A 14,620-nucleotide genomic window follows, 5' to 3' on the forward strand; every position below is an offset into this window, starting at 1 on the left:
TCTAATACGCGATAAAATGTCTAAACCAATTACACTGCAGTTAGATGAGCGTGCCATCTCTACCATGCAATACGCTACCATATTCGTTTGTTTTTTAATGAACATTTTAGATGGTATGGATGTGCTGGTCATTTCATATTGTGCCCCTGCAATCGCTAAATCGTGGGCTATAGGTCCAGAAGCTTTAGGTATGGTATTTAGTGCAGGTCTTGCAGGAATGGCATTGGGGGCATTGTTACTGGCGCCATATGCGGATAAGATTGGCCGAAAAAAAATGATTTTGATAAGTGCCTTTTTAATGGGTACAAGTATATTTTTAACAGGTTACACAGAAACAGTACCGCAATTGATTTTTCTTCGCTTTATTAGTGGTTTAGGCATTGGTAGCATGCTCGCCAGTACCGCATCTTTAACGGCAGAATACACACCAAATAAATCTAAAGATTTTTGGGTAAGTTTTGTTATAGCAGGTTATCCTGTTGGGGCAGTTTTGGCTGGGTATGTAGCAGCGTCTGTTGTGCCATCTAGCGGATGGCAAATGATGTTTAAATTAGCAGGCTTGGCTTCATTTATTACTATTCCGTTAATTTTTATATTCCTTTCGGAATCCATTGAATATTATGTAAGAAGGCAACCAAAGCATGCACTTGTGAAGGTTAATCGTCTTTTAACTAAATTAAAAATACCTGAAATTTCTACCTTACCAGAAAAACCGGCTAAATTGTTGGGTATTCCTGTAAATCAATTGCTTTCTAAAAAATACAAACGATCCACTATTCAGTTATGGGTAGCCTTATTTTTTGCCTTCGGATGCTTGTATTTTCTCATCAGTTGGATTCCTAAACTGGCTACGAATGCGGGCTTGTCTATGGAACTGGCCATTTACTCGGGCACGGTATTTAATGTAGGTGCGTTTTTTGGTGTTATTATACAAGGGTATATTTCATCTAAAATGGGACTTAAAAAAACCATTGCCCTGTTCTTGGGGATAACAGCTGTTTTAATGGCAATGTTCAGTGTATTTGTGGGTTCAGATTTTATACTGATAGTCTTTGGGTTATTAGGTTTTACCCTTCAAGGTGGTTTTGTTGGGCTGTATGCCGTGGCTGCCCGTATGTATCCCACAGAATTTAGAACTACAGGTGTGGGTTGGGCCATTGGTGCAGGTAGACTGGGAGGTGTATTGGGCCCTGCACTTGGCGGTGTACTCGTAGGTATGGGGCTTTCGATGTCCGCCAATTTTATGATTTTTGCCGTTCCTGCGCTTTTGGCAGGGATAGTTACTTATTTTATTTCATCAAAGGAAATTTCTTAGAAAAACAGAGCATAAACAAGTATTACTTAAAACAAGCAACAATGAGCAATTTGAAATCACTTCTCACAGGAAAATATATGCTTTGGCTTCTATTGGCCATACCGGGCGTTATGATGACCTTGAATTACGCAAAAGGACAATTTAAGTATGAAGACATCATGCATATTACCGGAGAATTTGCTGCTCGTATGTTGATTATAAGTCTTATTGCAACGCCAATTCGTCTAATGTTCCCTAAAACGAAAGTAGCGCAATGGTTATTAAGAAATAGACGCTTTTTTGGTGTTGCGGCATTTGCCTATACCTTACTCCATACCATTTTTTATGTGCTGGAATTTCCAATTTCTAAAATAGTAAATGAATCAATAGAGCTATCAATACTTACGGGGTGGATTGCTTTTTTCGTGTTTATTCCTTTAGCCATGACGAGTACCAATGCAGCAGTCAAACGAATGGGGCGCAATTGGAAAAAATTACAACAATGGGTGTATTTGGCTGCTATTATGGCTTTCGCTCATTGGGCACTTCTTGGGCTACAAAGTGAAGAAGGTAGTATGGCCGGAGCTTTGGCTCATTTTGTACCTGTAATGCTTTTACAGCTGTACCGGGTTTACAAGCAGAAGTTTTCAAAGTAATCAGCAATCTTTTTAGGTTTCTGTCTCTGTTGAATTATGCTTTAATTTTCATTCTAAAAACTGTAAAATTGAACTTCCCAATTTTGCTAGCCAAGGGGAATACTCTTATCCTTGACTTAAAACTCGAGTGACTGGTAAACCCAATGACTGAATACGTTCTTTGGTGTATTGTATTTACACTGCCCTAAATACCAATTTCGGAACAATAGTTTTAGCGTTAGTAAACCCACCACAATAGCAATCGTTTTTTTATCATAATTACAGTACCCTTTTTTAGGCGCTGGGTTTCAATGCAGAAAACAACATTATATAAATCGTATCGTTACTTTTTAGTAGCGGTATGTAGACAAAAGTGCTCACATAGGGTTATAATACTATGTGGCGTATATTGAGAAAACTATAAAATAATAGGTGTAATATGGTAACGAAGACCGTAGTATCCAATTTTAAGCATATCATGAGCGGAAAAATGTATTTCTTCTTTAAGAAAAGTGTGTGGCGCTACCTTTTGGCAACCTTAATGATTGCTGTTGTGGTACCCATAAAACAGTATAATTTCATCACCTCATTTCTGATCTATTTTTTTGGTTTACTGCTGATCGTATTTCCAATAATGATTATGGCCGCTAGCGTTCAAGGAAAAAAAATGGGATTTGATGCAGAGGTAACATATTCTGAAGAAAAGATAACAATTAGGCATAGAAATAAAGACTTGGTTGAAACCAAGGATTGGAATTGGATCAAGAAAATAAGTGCTACAAAAGATAGGTTTGTTTTGGTGGTAAACCAACGACAACAATTTGTAATTTCATTAGCTAAAGATGAGCTTACACAAGATGAAATAGCGTTTTTTGAACGAAAAAAATAAACAACTCCTAACTACCCTATAGAATCCAACAACGAACAACGAACAACCAACAACCAACCTTTTACGCTTTCCCGTAATCTAGTACCATTAAGTTTATTTACCTTTCCAATAAATACTAAAGCATACTTCCCTCTACTGCTTTAGAGATTAGGATTTTTTGTAACGAGGTTAATGTATGATTGCATATAGCAGTACGTTATGAGGCATAAAAAACAAACTTTATGAGTAAAAAATATCCGAAAGGTTCTGAATGGAGAAAATGGGATTTACATGTTCATACACCTTCCTCAATTTATCATAGATATGGTGCAGATACAGAAGAAACTTGGGAAAAATATATAGAAGATTTAGAAAATTTATCTTCTGATTTTTCAGTGTTAGGAATCAATGATTATTTCTTCATTGACGGCTATGAAAGGCTTGTTAAGGAAAAGGCTACTAAAGGTAAACTTAAAAACATTGACCTTTTATTACCTGTAGTTGAATTCAGAATTGAAAAATTTGCAGGAATCGATTTCGGACAATTAAAAAGAATCAATTTACACGTTATTTTTTCAAATGAATTACCTATAGAAACTATAAAAAGTCAATTTCTACAAACTCTTGAACAAAGTTATTTCTTAGAAAATGGAGAACAATGGACAAGAGCAATAACAAAAGAAAGTGTTCAAGAACTTGGTGCAAAAATAAAGAGTACTGTTCCCTCAGAGCAATTACATAAATATGGTACTGATTTAACAGAAGGATTCAATAATTTAAATGTAAAAGAGGATAAGATTTTTGAAGCATTACAAAAAGACTGTTTTAAAGGAAAATACCTCATTGCCATTGGAAAAACAGAATGGGGTGATTTAAAGTGGACTGATGCGTCTATTGCAACTAAAAAATCCATAATTAACAAAGCGAACATTGTTTTTACCGCTTCTGAATCTATTGAAGCTTTTCATAAAGCCAAATCACAACTTACAGCTCAACAAGTAAACGATATACTTTTGGATTGTAGTGATTCGCATTATTTATCTACAGAAACCGATAAGGATAGAATAGGCAATTGTTTTACTTGGATTAAAGCAGACCCTACTTTTGAAGGATTAGTTCAAATATTATATGAACCAAATGAAAGAATAAAAATCTCTGATAGTAATCCAAATTTAGAATTTGATAAACCTTATATCTCAAATATCACGATTAATGATGATGTAAAAGTATTTCAAGATGAAGAAGATTTAAGTTTTTCAAAAAATGAAAGCATACCGTTAAATCAGAACCTCGTTGCAATTATCGGAGGACGTGGAGAAGGAAAAAGTATGCTTACAGATTATTTAGCTAGTAGTTTTATAGGTCAAGAACATTCTAAAGAGGGAGATTTCAACAAAAATGGTGTAGTTAATTTATCATATCATAAGTCGAATCAGAGTGAAGAGGATATTATCAATTTTGACTTGACCGAGGATAAAAAAGCTGTTGATTTCATATACATCAATCAAGGTCGTCTAAAAAACTTAGTTGAAAAGAAAGACAAGCAATTCCAACTTGCAAATTCAATCAGACGATTAGCCAAATTAAAGCAACCAGAATTTAATACAGAGTTGGACAAGAAAATTCGTGAATCGATTAATGAGTATCACGAATTGGAAAGGTTCTTCGAACAAAAGGATGAGGATAATAATTTAATAAACTCAATAGAATATTTAGAGATTCAAGAAAAATCAATTAACGATTTCATTAGTAATATTACTACAAGTGAAAACAAAGATAAACTAGAAAAATATTCAGAGAACTTAAGGCTTAGAAACAATTTAAATTCTAAGTTGAAGGAATTGTTTGAGTTAGAAAACGAACTTAAAAATGCTATTGAAGAACTCAACTTAAAAATCATCAAAACGAATGGAGAATTAAAAAGAATATCACTTATTGAACTGAATTCATTACAAAAACAGTTTGATGAAATCAACAATTGGAAAGGTGAATTGGAAAAGGAAATAGCATCTATATCTGTTACTATTTCTGTTGTTAAAGAGGAATTTAAGGATTACAAAGGTGACCTTACAACGCTTTTAAATGACATTGCTAAATTTCAAAAAAGATTATCTGAAATTCGCGAAAACATTGCTGTATCAAAAACCAGAAAAGAAAGACTTGAAAGTTTGAAAATATCACTTTTCGAAACGACAGACGATTCTATTTCATTAATAGACAAGATGAAACTTGACTATAACAACCAAGTTGTTGAGCTTATTAAAAGTTGGGATGAATTTAAAGATGTAGATTCAAAAGACACCTTAAATCCCTCACAAAAATCAATAATGAAAAATCTATTAACTGACCTTGAAATTGAAGTTAAAGTAGATTTTGATGTTTCAAAATTCTATGATGAAATATATCATTGCATAGATGGAGCAAAATGGAGAATTAAAGGAAATAAAGAAGCTCAAAAAAACTCTTTTGAAATTCGAGACTCAGATACGTTTTTTGAATTTCTTAGAAAAAAATATCTTGAATTTTATCATTATGATGGTATTCATAGTAAAACTTTTAAAAATAAACTCTTTGACGAATTAGAAAGGAAAAAGTATTTAAAAGTATTTCCGATTCTGAAGTACAAAGGCAAGGATTTAAACAAAATTTCTGTTGGTCAAAAAGGAACTGTTTATTTAAAGATGATGCTCGCAACAGAAGCTTTTTCTAAACCAATAATTTTTGACCAACCCGAAGATGATTTAGATAACGAATTTATTATGCAAAATCTGATTGGGCTTTTCAAGGAATTAAAGCAATATAGACAAGTGATTATTGTTACACATAATGCAAACTTGGTTGTAAACGCAGATGCTGAACAAGTCATTGTCGCTTCAAATCTTGATGGAAAACTTAATTACTCTAGCGGGAGTCTTGAGGATAATGAAATAAATTCTAAAATCTGTCAAATCCTTGAAGGAGGCGAAATAGCATTTGAAAAAAGAAGAAATAAGTATCAAAAAATAGGATAAATAACCCAGTACAACAATGTATATAAAAAATAGGCGAATCAGCAATAAATCCAAGGGTTTTGCTCATGCCAAACTTTGCGTATAACCGAAAGTTCAGTGCTTCAAAATCACCTACTTTTCATAAACTAACCATTATCCAAAAACAACCACCAACCAAAAATCATCCCTTCCTAAACTCGCCAGGTGCTACGCCCACCCGCTTTTTAAACAAGCGGCTAAAATAGGCAGGGTCGTTAAAATTTAAAAAGTAAGCTACTTCGGCAATGGAGTATGAGGTGTTAAGCAGGTATTTTTTAGCCTCGTTCATGGTAAAATCTTGTACCACTTTAAGGGCAGATTTTCCGGTTACGGTATGGCAAACACGGTTGAGGTGGGTTTGGGTAATGCCTAGGGCATCGGCAAATTTCTTGATGCTCAACAGGTTCTGTGCATGTTGTCGTATCAGTTCTTGAAATTGCTGATAATACGCCAAGTTTTTATTATTGGAAAGTAGGGCATCTGCCGTATTTCTGAATTTTTCACGAAAAAGCGCTAGGTACACCAATTCAAAATACCTTCTTAAAGCTAAAAGTTTTTCTGGAGCATCTTCAAAAATTTCGTTTTGTATTTTGTCTTTAAGGTACCGCACATCAGAAAAAGTAGTGGTGTTCCCTAAAAATGAAAAACAGTTCAATTGGTTACTCTGCTTTTTTATACTGGCTTTATCCTGTAAAAGTGTGTCATAAAAAGATACGGAGAGGGTAATGACCTCCCCGACAATAGAAGGCTCAAAATGAAACCCATGTAATACGTTGGCAGGTACCGTAACCACGCAGGGAGCAGCAAGTTCAATACGGTTACCTTCAGAAAGTAAAAAACCGCTACCTACTTCTATGACAAACAACTGCACCAAATCTGTATGAATATGCTCGGCAATCTCCCATTCATAAATTTTACTGCGATCCTCCAAGGGTTCAATATGTATAAAGTCGGTCACCAAAGGCTGTTGATGCTCGCCGTACAATCCCTTATAACGTAGTAAATCGTTCATTATGTTTATTTATAACTGATGTTATTTTGTTTTAAATATAGTATAAAGTAATGTATTACAGTATTTTAATGAAATATATTATCTTATTTAAACATTTTACAGTATTGATAATGTTTATTTTGTCCTACTATTATTCAAAATTGTCCTAAGGATTAAAAATTGCTTGTACTAGCTTTGGAAGACAGTAGTTTAATACATTGAACATGAGCATTACAACGGACTCCAAATTTGATATCGAAGTACAACCGCCCTATTTGGACGAAGCCTATAAATCGACTATTTTAAGAGCGCCATTGCAACCCTTGGTCGTGCCTAAAAAGAAAGACATTACCTTATCAGGTCCGCTTTTTAAAGATTTTAAATTAGGGGCTTTAGACCATGATCTTACCAAGAATTCTGTAAAAGATGGAGAACCTATTGGCGAGCGTATTGTGGTGCATGGCAAAGTCACCAATGAACATGGGCACCCGTTACCACATACGTTAATTGAGTTGTGGCAGGCAAATTCTGCTGGGCGCTATGTACATAAGGTTGATCAACATGACGCACCCTTGGATCCTAATTTTTTAGGTACGGGACGTTGTATGACAGATGCACATGGCTATTATAAATTCTACACCATAAAACCGGGTGCATACCCTTGGGGAAACCACCCTAATGCATGGCGGCCAAATCATATACATTTTTCGTTGTTCGGGGGCGATATTGCCAGTAGGTTGATTACCCAAATGTACTTTCCTGGCGATCCGCTCTTTGAGCATGACCCTATTTTTAAGGCTGTCCCCCCAAAAGGCAGGGAATTGTTGGTGTCAGCTTTTGACCTATCGGTTACCGAGGCCAATTTTGCACTGGGCTATCGGTTCGATATTGTTTTACGTGGAAAAAATGCAACCCCATTTGAAAATTTGTAAACAAGTATGAAGACATCAGCAGTTAAAAAACAGACTCCTTCACAAACTATAGGGCCTTATTTTGCCTACGGGTTAACGCCACAACAGTATGGCTATGATTTTGATAGTTGGGTAGACCATGATATGGTTAAAGGGTTAAATAATGTGGAAACCATTACCATTACGGGTACCGTTTACGATGGTAATGCACAGCCCGTAGATGATGCCATGATAGAACTTTGGCAGGATGATGGAGTGCATAAATTGTTTGGACGCTACGGCTCGGGTACGGATGAAGGAAATACATTTACCTTTAAAACAATAAAACCAAAATCGGTTAATGGTCAGGCACCATTTATTCATGTAATACTATTTATGCGTGGTCAATTATTGCATTCGTATACACGTATTTATTTTGCCGATGAACAGCAACTTAATGAAACCGATGCTAATTTAAATGCTGTTGACGCCGATAGAAAGCACACGTTGATCGCGGAGAAGAAAGGCGATTCCTATGTATTCAATATTCACATGCAGGGCCCCAATGAAACCGTTTTTTTTGAAATTTAATACATAGCAGTACATGTCGCTCTACACTGAGACTTTTTACGCCAATGAACTCACTGAACTTTTTTCCGATCGTGAGTCCGTCACCAAACTTTTAAACGTAGAAGCTGCCTTGGCACAGGCACAAGCTGAGGTAGGGTTAATCCCATCAACGGCATCAAAAATAATATCAGAGTGTTGTATGGTAGATGCTATTGACATTAATGCTTTAAAATCTGATATTGTTTTAGGGGGTAATGTTGCCATTCCTTTAGTAAAGCAATTAACAAAGGCCATTAAAAACCGTGATTTTGAAGCTTCTAAATATGTGCATTTAGGAGCTACCAGTCAAGATATAATAGACACTGCAACGATACTAACGATTAAGGAATACGTTGTTTGGTTAGAGGGCAAATTAGAAGTTTTAAAGCATGCATTGGTACAACTCACCAAAGACCATGTGCACACGATTATGATGGGTAGAACCTTGTTGCAGCAAGCAAAACCCATGACGTTCGGTCTGAAATCTGCCGGATGGCTAGAAGGTATTTCGCGCACTAGAACACGATTGAACGAACTAAAAAGTCGTTTGTTTTGCATTCAGTTGGGTGGCGCCGTTGGTAGTGGTAATGCCAATATTACAACCGAAGTTCAAATGGCCTTCGCGAAAAACCTTGACTTGAATGCATCTTTTCCATGGCAGTCACAGCGAGATTCCTTAGCGGAATTTGCTTCTGTTTTAGGAGTTCTGTCAGGTTCTTTGGGTAAAATAGCAAAAGATGTTTCCTTACTCATGCAAACAGAAGTGGCAGAGGTTTTTGAAGGTGCCGAAGAAGGCAAAGGCGGTTCCAGTACCATGCCGCATAAACGCAATCCTGTTGGCTGCGCACTTATTTTAAGCAACGCCACCCGCACACCCGGTTTAGTGGCAACAATGCTTACCGCTATGCCCCAAGAACATGAACGTTCTGCTGGATTATGGCATGCGGAATGGGAAACATTAACGCAGCTCATGAATTTAACGGGCGGTTCTTTAGAAAAGTCAGTCGATTTAATAACGAATCTAGAAGTTAATAAAGACCGGATGCTTCAGAATATAGAGATTACGAACGGACTCATTTATGCCGAAAAGGTGTCATTGTATCTGTCCAAATCCTTAGGAAAAATGCAAGCGCACGAATCGGTAAAAAAGGCGTGCACCTTGGCATTGCAACAACAAAAGCATTTAAAAGAGGTAGTGCAAGAAATGCACCCACAAATAGAGTCTATAGAAGATTTGTTCAAACCTGATAATGCCATAGGCAATAGTGTGGTCTGGACAGAAAACATATTAAAAAAGTATTCATAAGGTTATGAAAACAAACTATAAATTACAAGGAACACCCAACAGTCCCGTACTGATGTTCTCCAATTCTTTAGGGGCAGATTTAACCATGTGGGATGAATTGGTGCCGTATTTACTGCCTTATTTTAGGGTTTTACAATATGACACTAGGGGGCATGGGCAAAGCGAACTTACAGATGGACCCTACACTATAGAACAATTGGGCCACGATGTAATTGACCTTTTGGATACATTAAAAATAGATAAAGTGTATTTCTGCGGCTTGTCCATGGGCGGGTTGATCGGCCAGTACTTGGGCATCAACCATCCAGACCGTTTGCACAAACTCGTTATCAGTAATACAGATGCTAAGATTGGTACTGTAGAACGATGGAACGACCGTATTAAAACCATCAATGAACAAGGCATGCAAGCTATCGTAGATGCCACAATGGAAAAATGGTTTACCGAAAGCTATCACCAAACGCATCCATCCCGCGTAGCGGAAATGAAAAAAATATTCTTGGCGAACAGACCAGAAGGATATACCGCTTGTTGTGCTGCAATTGGCAATGCCGATTTTAGGGCGGATATTAAACAAATTAAGCTAGAGACTTTAATCATTACAGGTGATGAAGATGCCGTTACTAATGTGGCCCAAGCCGAAATCATTCAAAAAGAAATAGCAGGTGCTGAGCTAAAAGTGTTTCATGCCAGACATTTGCCAAGCACCGAATTACCGGCATATTATGCAGAAACGCTTATCAATTTTATAGTCGGCGAAGATACTTTTGATAGAGGTATGTATGTACGTAGAACGGTTTTAGGTGATGCCCATGTAGATAGGGCCAACGGAAACAAGAATGAATTCAACACCGATTTTCAAGAATTTATTTCGCATTACGCATGGGGAGAAATTTGGACCCGACCGGGTTTGCCCAAACACAGTAGAAGCCTTATAACCCTTGCCATGTTGATACCGCTCAATAAGAAAGCGGAGTTTAAAATGCATGTAAAAGCGGCATTCAACAATGGTGTAACCAAAGATGAAATAAAAGAAGTGATTCTACAATCAGGAATTTATTGTGGTTTACCCGCAGCCAACGATGCCATGCATTCGGCAGAAGAAGTATTTACAGATTTAGGAATAGAATACTAACCGGATGATACATATTAAAACACAAGTAGGAATAATAGGTGCCGGACCTTCGGGGATGGTCTTGGCAAATTGGTTGAAAAAACACGATATAGATGCCGTAGTCATAGAACTACGCTCACGGGAATATGTTGAAGGTAGGGTTCGTGCCGGTTTGGTAGAACAGAACACCAAAGATATTTTGAAGGAATTGGGGCTTGATGCCCGAATGAAAAAAGAAGGCATTGTTCATGATGGCGTATACCTTAGTTTTGATGAGGAACGTGTTCATATACCATTTGGCGAATTGACCGGCGGCAGAACCATAACTATTTACGGTCAGCAGGAAATTACCAAAGACCTTACGGATGCTTGGTTGCAAAAGGGCGGAGAACTGCACTTTGAAACCAGGGCGACAAAAATAGTAGATTTTGATACGAAGCGTCCTAAAATACATTTTGAAAAAGACGGCGAAGAAGGAATTCTGGAATGCGATTTTGTGGCGGCCTGTGACGGTTTTCATGGCATTGGACGTAAGACCTTGCCAAAGAAAAGTTTCCAGTCCTATGATATTACCTATCCGTTCAGCTGGTTGGGAATATTGGCAAATGTAGCGCCTTCAACAGATGAATTAATATATGCATATCAGGAGAATGGTTTTGCATTACATAGTTTACGTTCAGAGACCGTAAGTAGATTATATGTTCAGGTAGACAATGATGAATCGGTAGATAATTGGTCAGACGACCGTATTTGGAGCGAACTTTCCCAACGTCTTGCGGCCCCTGGTTTTGACTTGGAAGAAGGTCCTATTTTTGAAAAAGGAATAACGCCTATGCGCAGCCATATGATTGATAGTTTGCGAAGTGGCAGATTATTATTGGCTGGCGATGCGGCTCATATCGTTCCACCAACAGGGGGTAAAGGAATGAACTTGGCCATTGCCGATGTTAAACATATGGTTGACGCCTTTGTGGCCTATTATAAAACGAATTCTGAAATGTTACTGGACACTTATACCAATGATGCCCTTCGTAGAATATGGAGAGCGCAGGACTTCTCTAATTTTATGACCAAATTATTTCACAAACAAGACGCTCATGGGTCATTTACCTATCGCTTACAAAAAGCAAAATTTGATTATCTAAAAGTATCTAGAGCATATAAAACCACCATAGCAGAGAACTATGTAGGGCTACCGTTTGAATCGTTTAAAAATTAAATTCCAATGAAAACAGTTCCAATAATAAGTGCTGAAAAAGCGGCAAGTTTAGTAAAAGATGGCGACATCATTTTAGGGGGTGGCTTTGGTATGACGGGTAACCCCGTGAATATCATTCATGAATTGGCAAAGACCAAAACCAAAGACCTCACCTTTATTGCAAACAATGTAGGCGAACCCAATATGGGCGGTGGTCGCTTGTTGAACAATGGACAATTAAAGAAAATGATCGGCTCTTTTTTCACTTCGAATAGAGAAGCCGTTTTAGCGGCACAAGAAGGTCGTGTGGAATATGAATTATTGCCTCAAGGAACTTTGGCAGAAGCTATACGGGCAGGTGGTGCAGGTATTGGCGGATTTTATACGCCCACATCAGCAGGAACCTTAATCGCTGAAGGACGAGAAACCAAAATGCTTAATGGAAAAGAGCAAGTTTTTATAGAAGGTATTAGAGGAAATGTAGCCATCATAAGAGCTTGGAAAGCAGATACGGCAGGAAATCTGCAATATCGCATGACCGAACAAAATTTCAATAGAGCAATGGCAACAGCTGCTGATATTGTAATTGCCGAAGTGCAAGAAATTGTTCCTAATGGGGAAATTGACCCTAATGAGATTCATACTCCAGGTTGTTTTGTGGACTATTTGGTGAAGCGAAAACTAACAGAAGAAGATTTGGGTTCATCAGCATCGGTAGGTTCGTCAAAAGTAATTGATGAAAAACGGATGAATATGGCCAAACGTGCGTTTGCGGAATTGGAAAAAGGCGATGTGGTGAATCTTGGAATTGGCATCCCAACTTTAGTAGCCGATTTGATAAAACCAGAAGACGGCATCATTCTTCATACCGAGAACGGAATGCTAGGTGTAGGCCCCGAACCAAAAGATGGTGGCGGCGCTATGTATTATCCTGTAAATGCAGGTAAAGTTCCAGTAACGGCTTTGCCTGGAAGCAGTTATTTTGATAGTGCCGATAGTTTTGCCATGATTCGTGGCGGGCATATTGATGTGGCCATTATGGGCGGATTGGAAGTAGATGCGCAAGGAAATCTGGCCAACTGGTCCGTACCCGGAAAACCTTTATTAGGAGTAGGTGGAGCGATGGATTTAGCATCGGGCGCCAAAAAATTAATTATTACATTACGCCATACGGATAGAGACGGCGGTTCAAAAGTAGTTGAAAATTGCACGTTACCCATTACGGATTTTAGCTGTGTAGATATGTTGATTACGGAATTGGCCGTGTTCAAATTTATTGACGGGCAGTTGACCCTTATAGAGATTTTACCAGGTAGTACCTTGGAAGAAGTTCGTGAAAAAACCGAAGCCAAATTTGTAGAACAATTACAGTAGAAAAATGAAAGAAGCATATATAGTTGACGCGATAAGAACCCCAATAGGAAGTTTTAGAGGTGCTTTGGCACAAGTGAGAGCAGATGATTTGGCGGCAATTCCCATCAAAGCCTTACTCGAAAAATATCCGAATCTACCCAAAGATGCGATTGATGATGTTATACTAGGATGCCATAATCAAGCTGGGGAAGATAATAGAAATGTGGCGCGTATGGCGCTACTCTTGGCAGGATTACCATATACCGTTCCCGGTGAAACGATCAATAGATTATGCTCATCAGGTATGTCTGCCGTGGTGCAAGCAAATCGTGCTATTAAAGCTGGAGATGGAGATGTATTTATTGCCGGAGGAATGGAACACATGTCTAGAGGGCCTTTGGTGATTTCAAAACCATCAACGGCGTTTGGTAACGATTCCAAAATGGAAGACTCTAGCTTTGGATGGCGTTTTGTGAATAAAAAGTTACATGAAATGTATGGTACGGATGCCATGGGAATTACCGCAGAGAATCTAGCTGAGATGTTTAGCATAAGTAGGGAAGACCAAGATTTATTCGCGTATAATTCTCAAATGAAAGCTGCAAAAGCACAGCAAAATGGAATTCTTGGGGAAGAAATTTGTCCAGTTGAAATTCCGCAACGAAAAGGAGACCCAATTATCGTGAGTCAAGATGAATTCATAAGACCGAGTACAACGGTAGAAAAATTAGCCACTTTAAGAACCGTCTTCAAAAAAGATGGAACGGTAACCGCAGGTAATGCATCAGGATTAAATGACGGTGCAGCAGCTATGTTAGTTGTTTCAGAAGATGCCTTGAAAAAATACAATCTCACGCCAAAAGCTAGAATAGTAGCTTCAGCTGTAGTGGGTGTAGAACCAAAAATAATGGGTATTGGTCCTGTCTACGCCACAAGAAAAGTCTTGGCAAAAGCAGGCTTGGAATTAAAGGACATGGATGTACTGGAATTCAACGAAGCCTTTTCCGCTCAAGCGTTGGCCTGCACACGCGAGTTAGGTTTAGCAGATGATGATCCAAGAATAAACCCTAACGGCGGGGCGATTGCTATTGGTCACCCTTTAGGAATGTCCGGTACACGAATACTTCAAGCGGCAACGAACGAATTAGTTCGCTCCGGAGGAAAATATGGTTTGGCTACCATGTGTGTTGGTGTAGGCATGGGGTATGCTACTATTATTGAGAATGTCTCTACAAGTAAGTAAATAAATCAAGAAAACACTCATTTTTTTTTAAGATATCGATATGAAAGTTATTTAAAGTTAGGATTCGTTTGTGTAGCATATGAACGGAAA

The 14,620-nt window shown here is 37.9% G+C and carries 12 protein-coding genes; 11 read left to right on the forward strand and 1 reads right to left on the reverse strand.

The window, feature by feature from the left end; all coding sequences use genetic code 11:
• The first annotated feature begins 16 nt into the window (after positions 1-16).
• The 4 genes from BUC31_RS00550 (at position 17) to BUC31_RS00565 (ending at position 5,808) form a co-directional block, all read left to right on the forward strand.
• Positions 17-1,315, forward strand: a complete 1,299-nt coding sequence (locus BUC31_RS00550) for an MFS transporter (protein ID WP_073240429.1) — start codon at positions 17-19, stop codon at positions 1,313-1,315.
• A gap of 41 nt (positions 1,316-1,356) precedes the next feature.
• Positions 1,357-1,950, forward strand: coding sequence for a protein-methionine-sulfoxide reductase heme-binding subunit MsrQ (locus BUC31_RS00555; RefSeq protein ID WP_073240430.1), 594 nt, complete (start codon positions 1,357-1,359; stop codon positions 1,948-1,950).
• Between the two features lie 418 nt (positions 1,951-2,368).
• On the forward strand, positions 2,369-2,818 hold the full coding sequence (locus BUC31_RS00560) for a hypothetical protein (RefSeq protein ID WP_139251876.1): 450 nt from the start codon (positions 2,369-2,371) through the stop codon (positions 2,816-2,818).
• Positions 2,819-3,039: 221 nt separating this feature from the next.
• On the forward strand, positions 3,040-5,808 hold the full coding sequence (locus BUC31_RS00565; protein WP_073240432.1) for a TrlF family AAA-like ATPase: 2,769 nt from the start codon (positions 3,040-3,042) through the stop codon (positions 5,806-5,808).
• Positions 5,809-5,968: 160 nt separating this feature from the next.
• On the opposite strand, the gene BUC31_RS00570 is transcribed toward BUC31_RS00565, so the two are convergent.
• The gene (locus BUC31_RS00570; protein ID WP_073240433.1) at positions 5,969-6,838 is read right to left on the reverse strand and encodes a helix-turn-helix domain-containing protein; all 870 of its coding nucleotides are present in this window, start codon (positions 6,836-6,838) and stop codon (positions 5,969-5,971) included.
• Positions 6,839-7,041: 203 nt separating this feature from the next.
• Here BUC31_RS00570 and pcaH point away from each other — a divergent pair, with 203 nt between their 5' ends.
• The 7 genes from pcaH to pcaF are packed head-to-tail and all read left to right on the forward strand — an operon-like array spanning position 7,042 to position 14,530.
• Positions 7,042-7,749 (forward strand): protocatechuate 3,4-dioxygenase subunit beta, encoded by a 708-nt coding sequence (gene pcaH / locus BUC31_RS00575; protein WP_071340299.1) that lies wholly within the window; start codon positions 7,042-7,044, stop codon positions 7,747-7,749.
• 6 nt (positions 7,750-7,755) lie between these two features.
• Positions 7,756-8,298, forward strand: a complete 543-nt coding sequence (gene pcaG / locus BUC31_RS00580) for a protocatechuate 3,4-dioxygenase subunit alpha (RefSeq protein ID WP_073240434.1) — start codon at positions 7,756-7,758, stop codon at positions 8,296-8,298.
• 13 nt (positions 8,299-8,311) lie between these two features.
• On the forward strand, positions 8,312-9,622 hold the full coding sequence (gene pcaB, locus BUC31_RS00585; RefSeq protein ID WP_073240435.1) for a 3-carboxy-cis,cis-muconate cycloisomerase: 1,311 nt from the start codon (positions 8,312-8,314) through the stop codon (positions 9,620-9,622).
• 4 nt (positions 9,623-9,626) lie between these two features.
• Positions 9,627-10,757 carry a bifunctional 3-oxoadipate enol-lactonase/4-carboxymuconolactone decarboxylase PcaDC gene (gene pcaDC / locus BUC31_RS00590; protein WP_073240436.1) on the forward strand — a complete coding sequence of 377 codons (1,131 nt, stop codon included), beginning with the start codon at positions 9,627-9,629 and terminating at the stop codon, positions 10,755-10,757.
• Between the two features lie 4 nt (positions 10,758-10,761).
• A complete protein-coding gene (locus tag BUC31_RS00595) occupies positions 10,762-11,955 on the forward strand; it encodes a 4-hydroxybenzoate 3-monooxygenase (RefSeq protein WP_170861910.1) in 1,194 nt (397 codons plus the stop codon).
• A 6-nt stretch (positions 11,956-11,961) separates the two neighbouring features.
• Positions 11,962-13,308 carry a 3-oxoacid CoA-transferase gene (locus tag BUC31_RS00600; protein ID WP_073240437.1) on the forward strand — a complete coding sequence of 449 codons (1,347 nt, stop codon included), beginning with the start codon at positions 11,962-11,964 and terminating at the stop codon, positions 13,306-13,308.
• A gap of 4 nt (positions 13,309-13,312) precedes the next feature.
• The gene (gene pcaF, locus BUC31_RS00605; protein WP_073240438.1) at positions 13,313-14,530 is read left to right on the forward strand and encodes a 3-oxoadipyl-CoA thiolase; all 1,218 of its coding nucleotides are present in this window, start codon (positions 13,313-13,315) and stop codon (positions 14,528-14,530) included.
• Positions 14,531-14,620 lie beyond the last annotated feature (90 nt).

Origin of the sequence: Maribacter aquivivus (assembly GCF_900142175.1) — a bacterium.
Classification (GTDB): domain Bacteria; phylum Bacteroidota; class Bacteroidia; order Flavobacteriales; family Flavobacteriaceae; genus Maribacter; species Maribacter aquivivus.

What these genes read in the sequence shown, in the direction of transcription:
- pcaH (WP_071340299.1), top strand. Translation starts at nt 7,042, where the DNA reads ATGAGCATTACAACGGACTCCAAATTTGATATCGAAGTACAACCGCCC.
- pcaDC (WP_073240436.1), top strand. Translation starts at nt 9,627, where the DNA reads ATGAAAACAAACTATAAATTACAAGGAACACCCAACAGTCCCGTACTG.
- BUC31_RS00555 (WP_073240430.1), top strand. Translation starts at nt 1,357, where the DNA reads ATGAGCAATTTGAAATCACTTCTCACAGGAAAATATATGCTTTGGCTT.
- BUC31_RS00600 (WP_073240437.1), top strand. Translation starts at nt 11,962, where the DNA reads ATGAAAACAGTTCCAATAATAAGTGCTGAAAAAGCGGCAAGTTTAGTA.
- BUC31_RS00560 (WP_139251876.1), top strand. Translation starts at nt 2,369, where the DNA reads ATGGTAACGAAGACCGTAGTATCCAATTTTAAGCATATCATGAGCGGA.
- BUC31_RS00570 (WP_073240433.1), bottom strand. Translation starts at nt 6,838, where the DNA reads ATGAACGATTTACTACGTTATAAGGGATTGTACGGCGAGCATCAACAG.
- BUC31_RS00565 (WP_073240432.1), top strand. Translation starts at nt 3,040, where the DNA reads ATGAGTAAAAAATATCCGAAAGGTTCTGAATGGAGAAAATGGGATTTA.
- pcaF (WP_073240438.1), top strand. Translation starts at nt 13,313, where the DNA reads ATGAAAGAAGCATATATAGTTGACGCGATAAGAACCCCAATAGGAAGT.
- pcaB (WP_073240435.1), top strand. Translation starts at nt 8,312, where the DNA reads ATGTCGCTCTACACTGAGACTTTTTACGCCAATGAACTCACTGAACTT.
- BUC31_RS00595 (WP_170861910.1), top strand. Translation starts at nt 10,762, where the DNA reads ATGATACATATTAAAACACAAGTAGGAATAATAGGTGCCGGACCTTCG.
- BUC31_RS00550 (WP_073240429.1), top strand. Translation starts at nt 17, where the DNA reads ATGTCTAAACCAATTACACTGCAGTTAGATGAGCGTGCCATCTCTACC.
- pcaG (WP_073240434.1), top strand. Translation starts at nt 7,756, where the DNA reads ATGAAGACATCAGCAGTTAAAAAACAGACTCCTTCACAAACTATAGGG.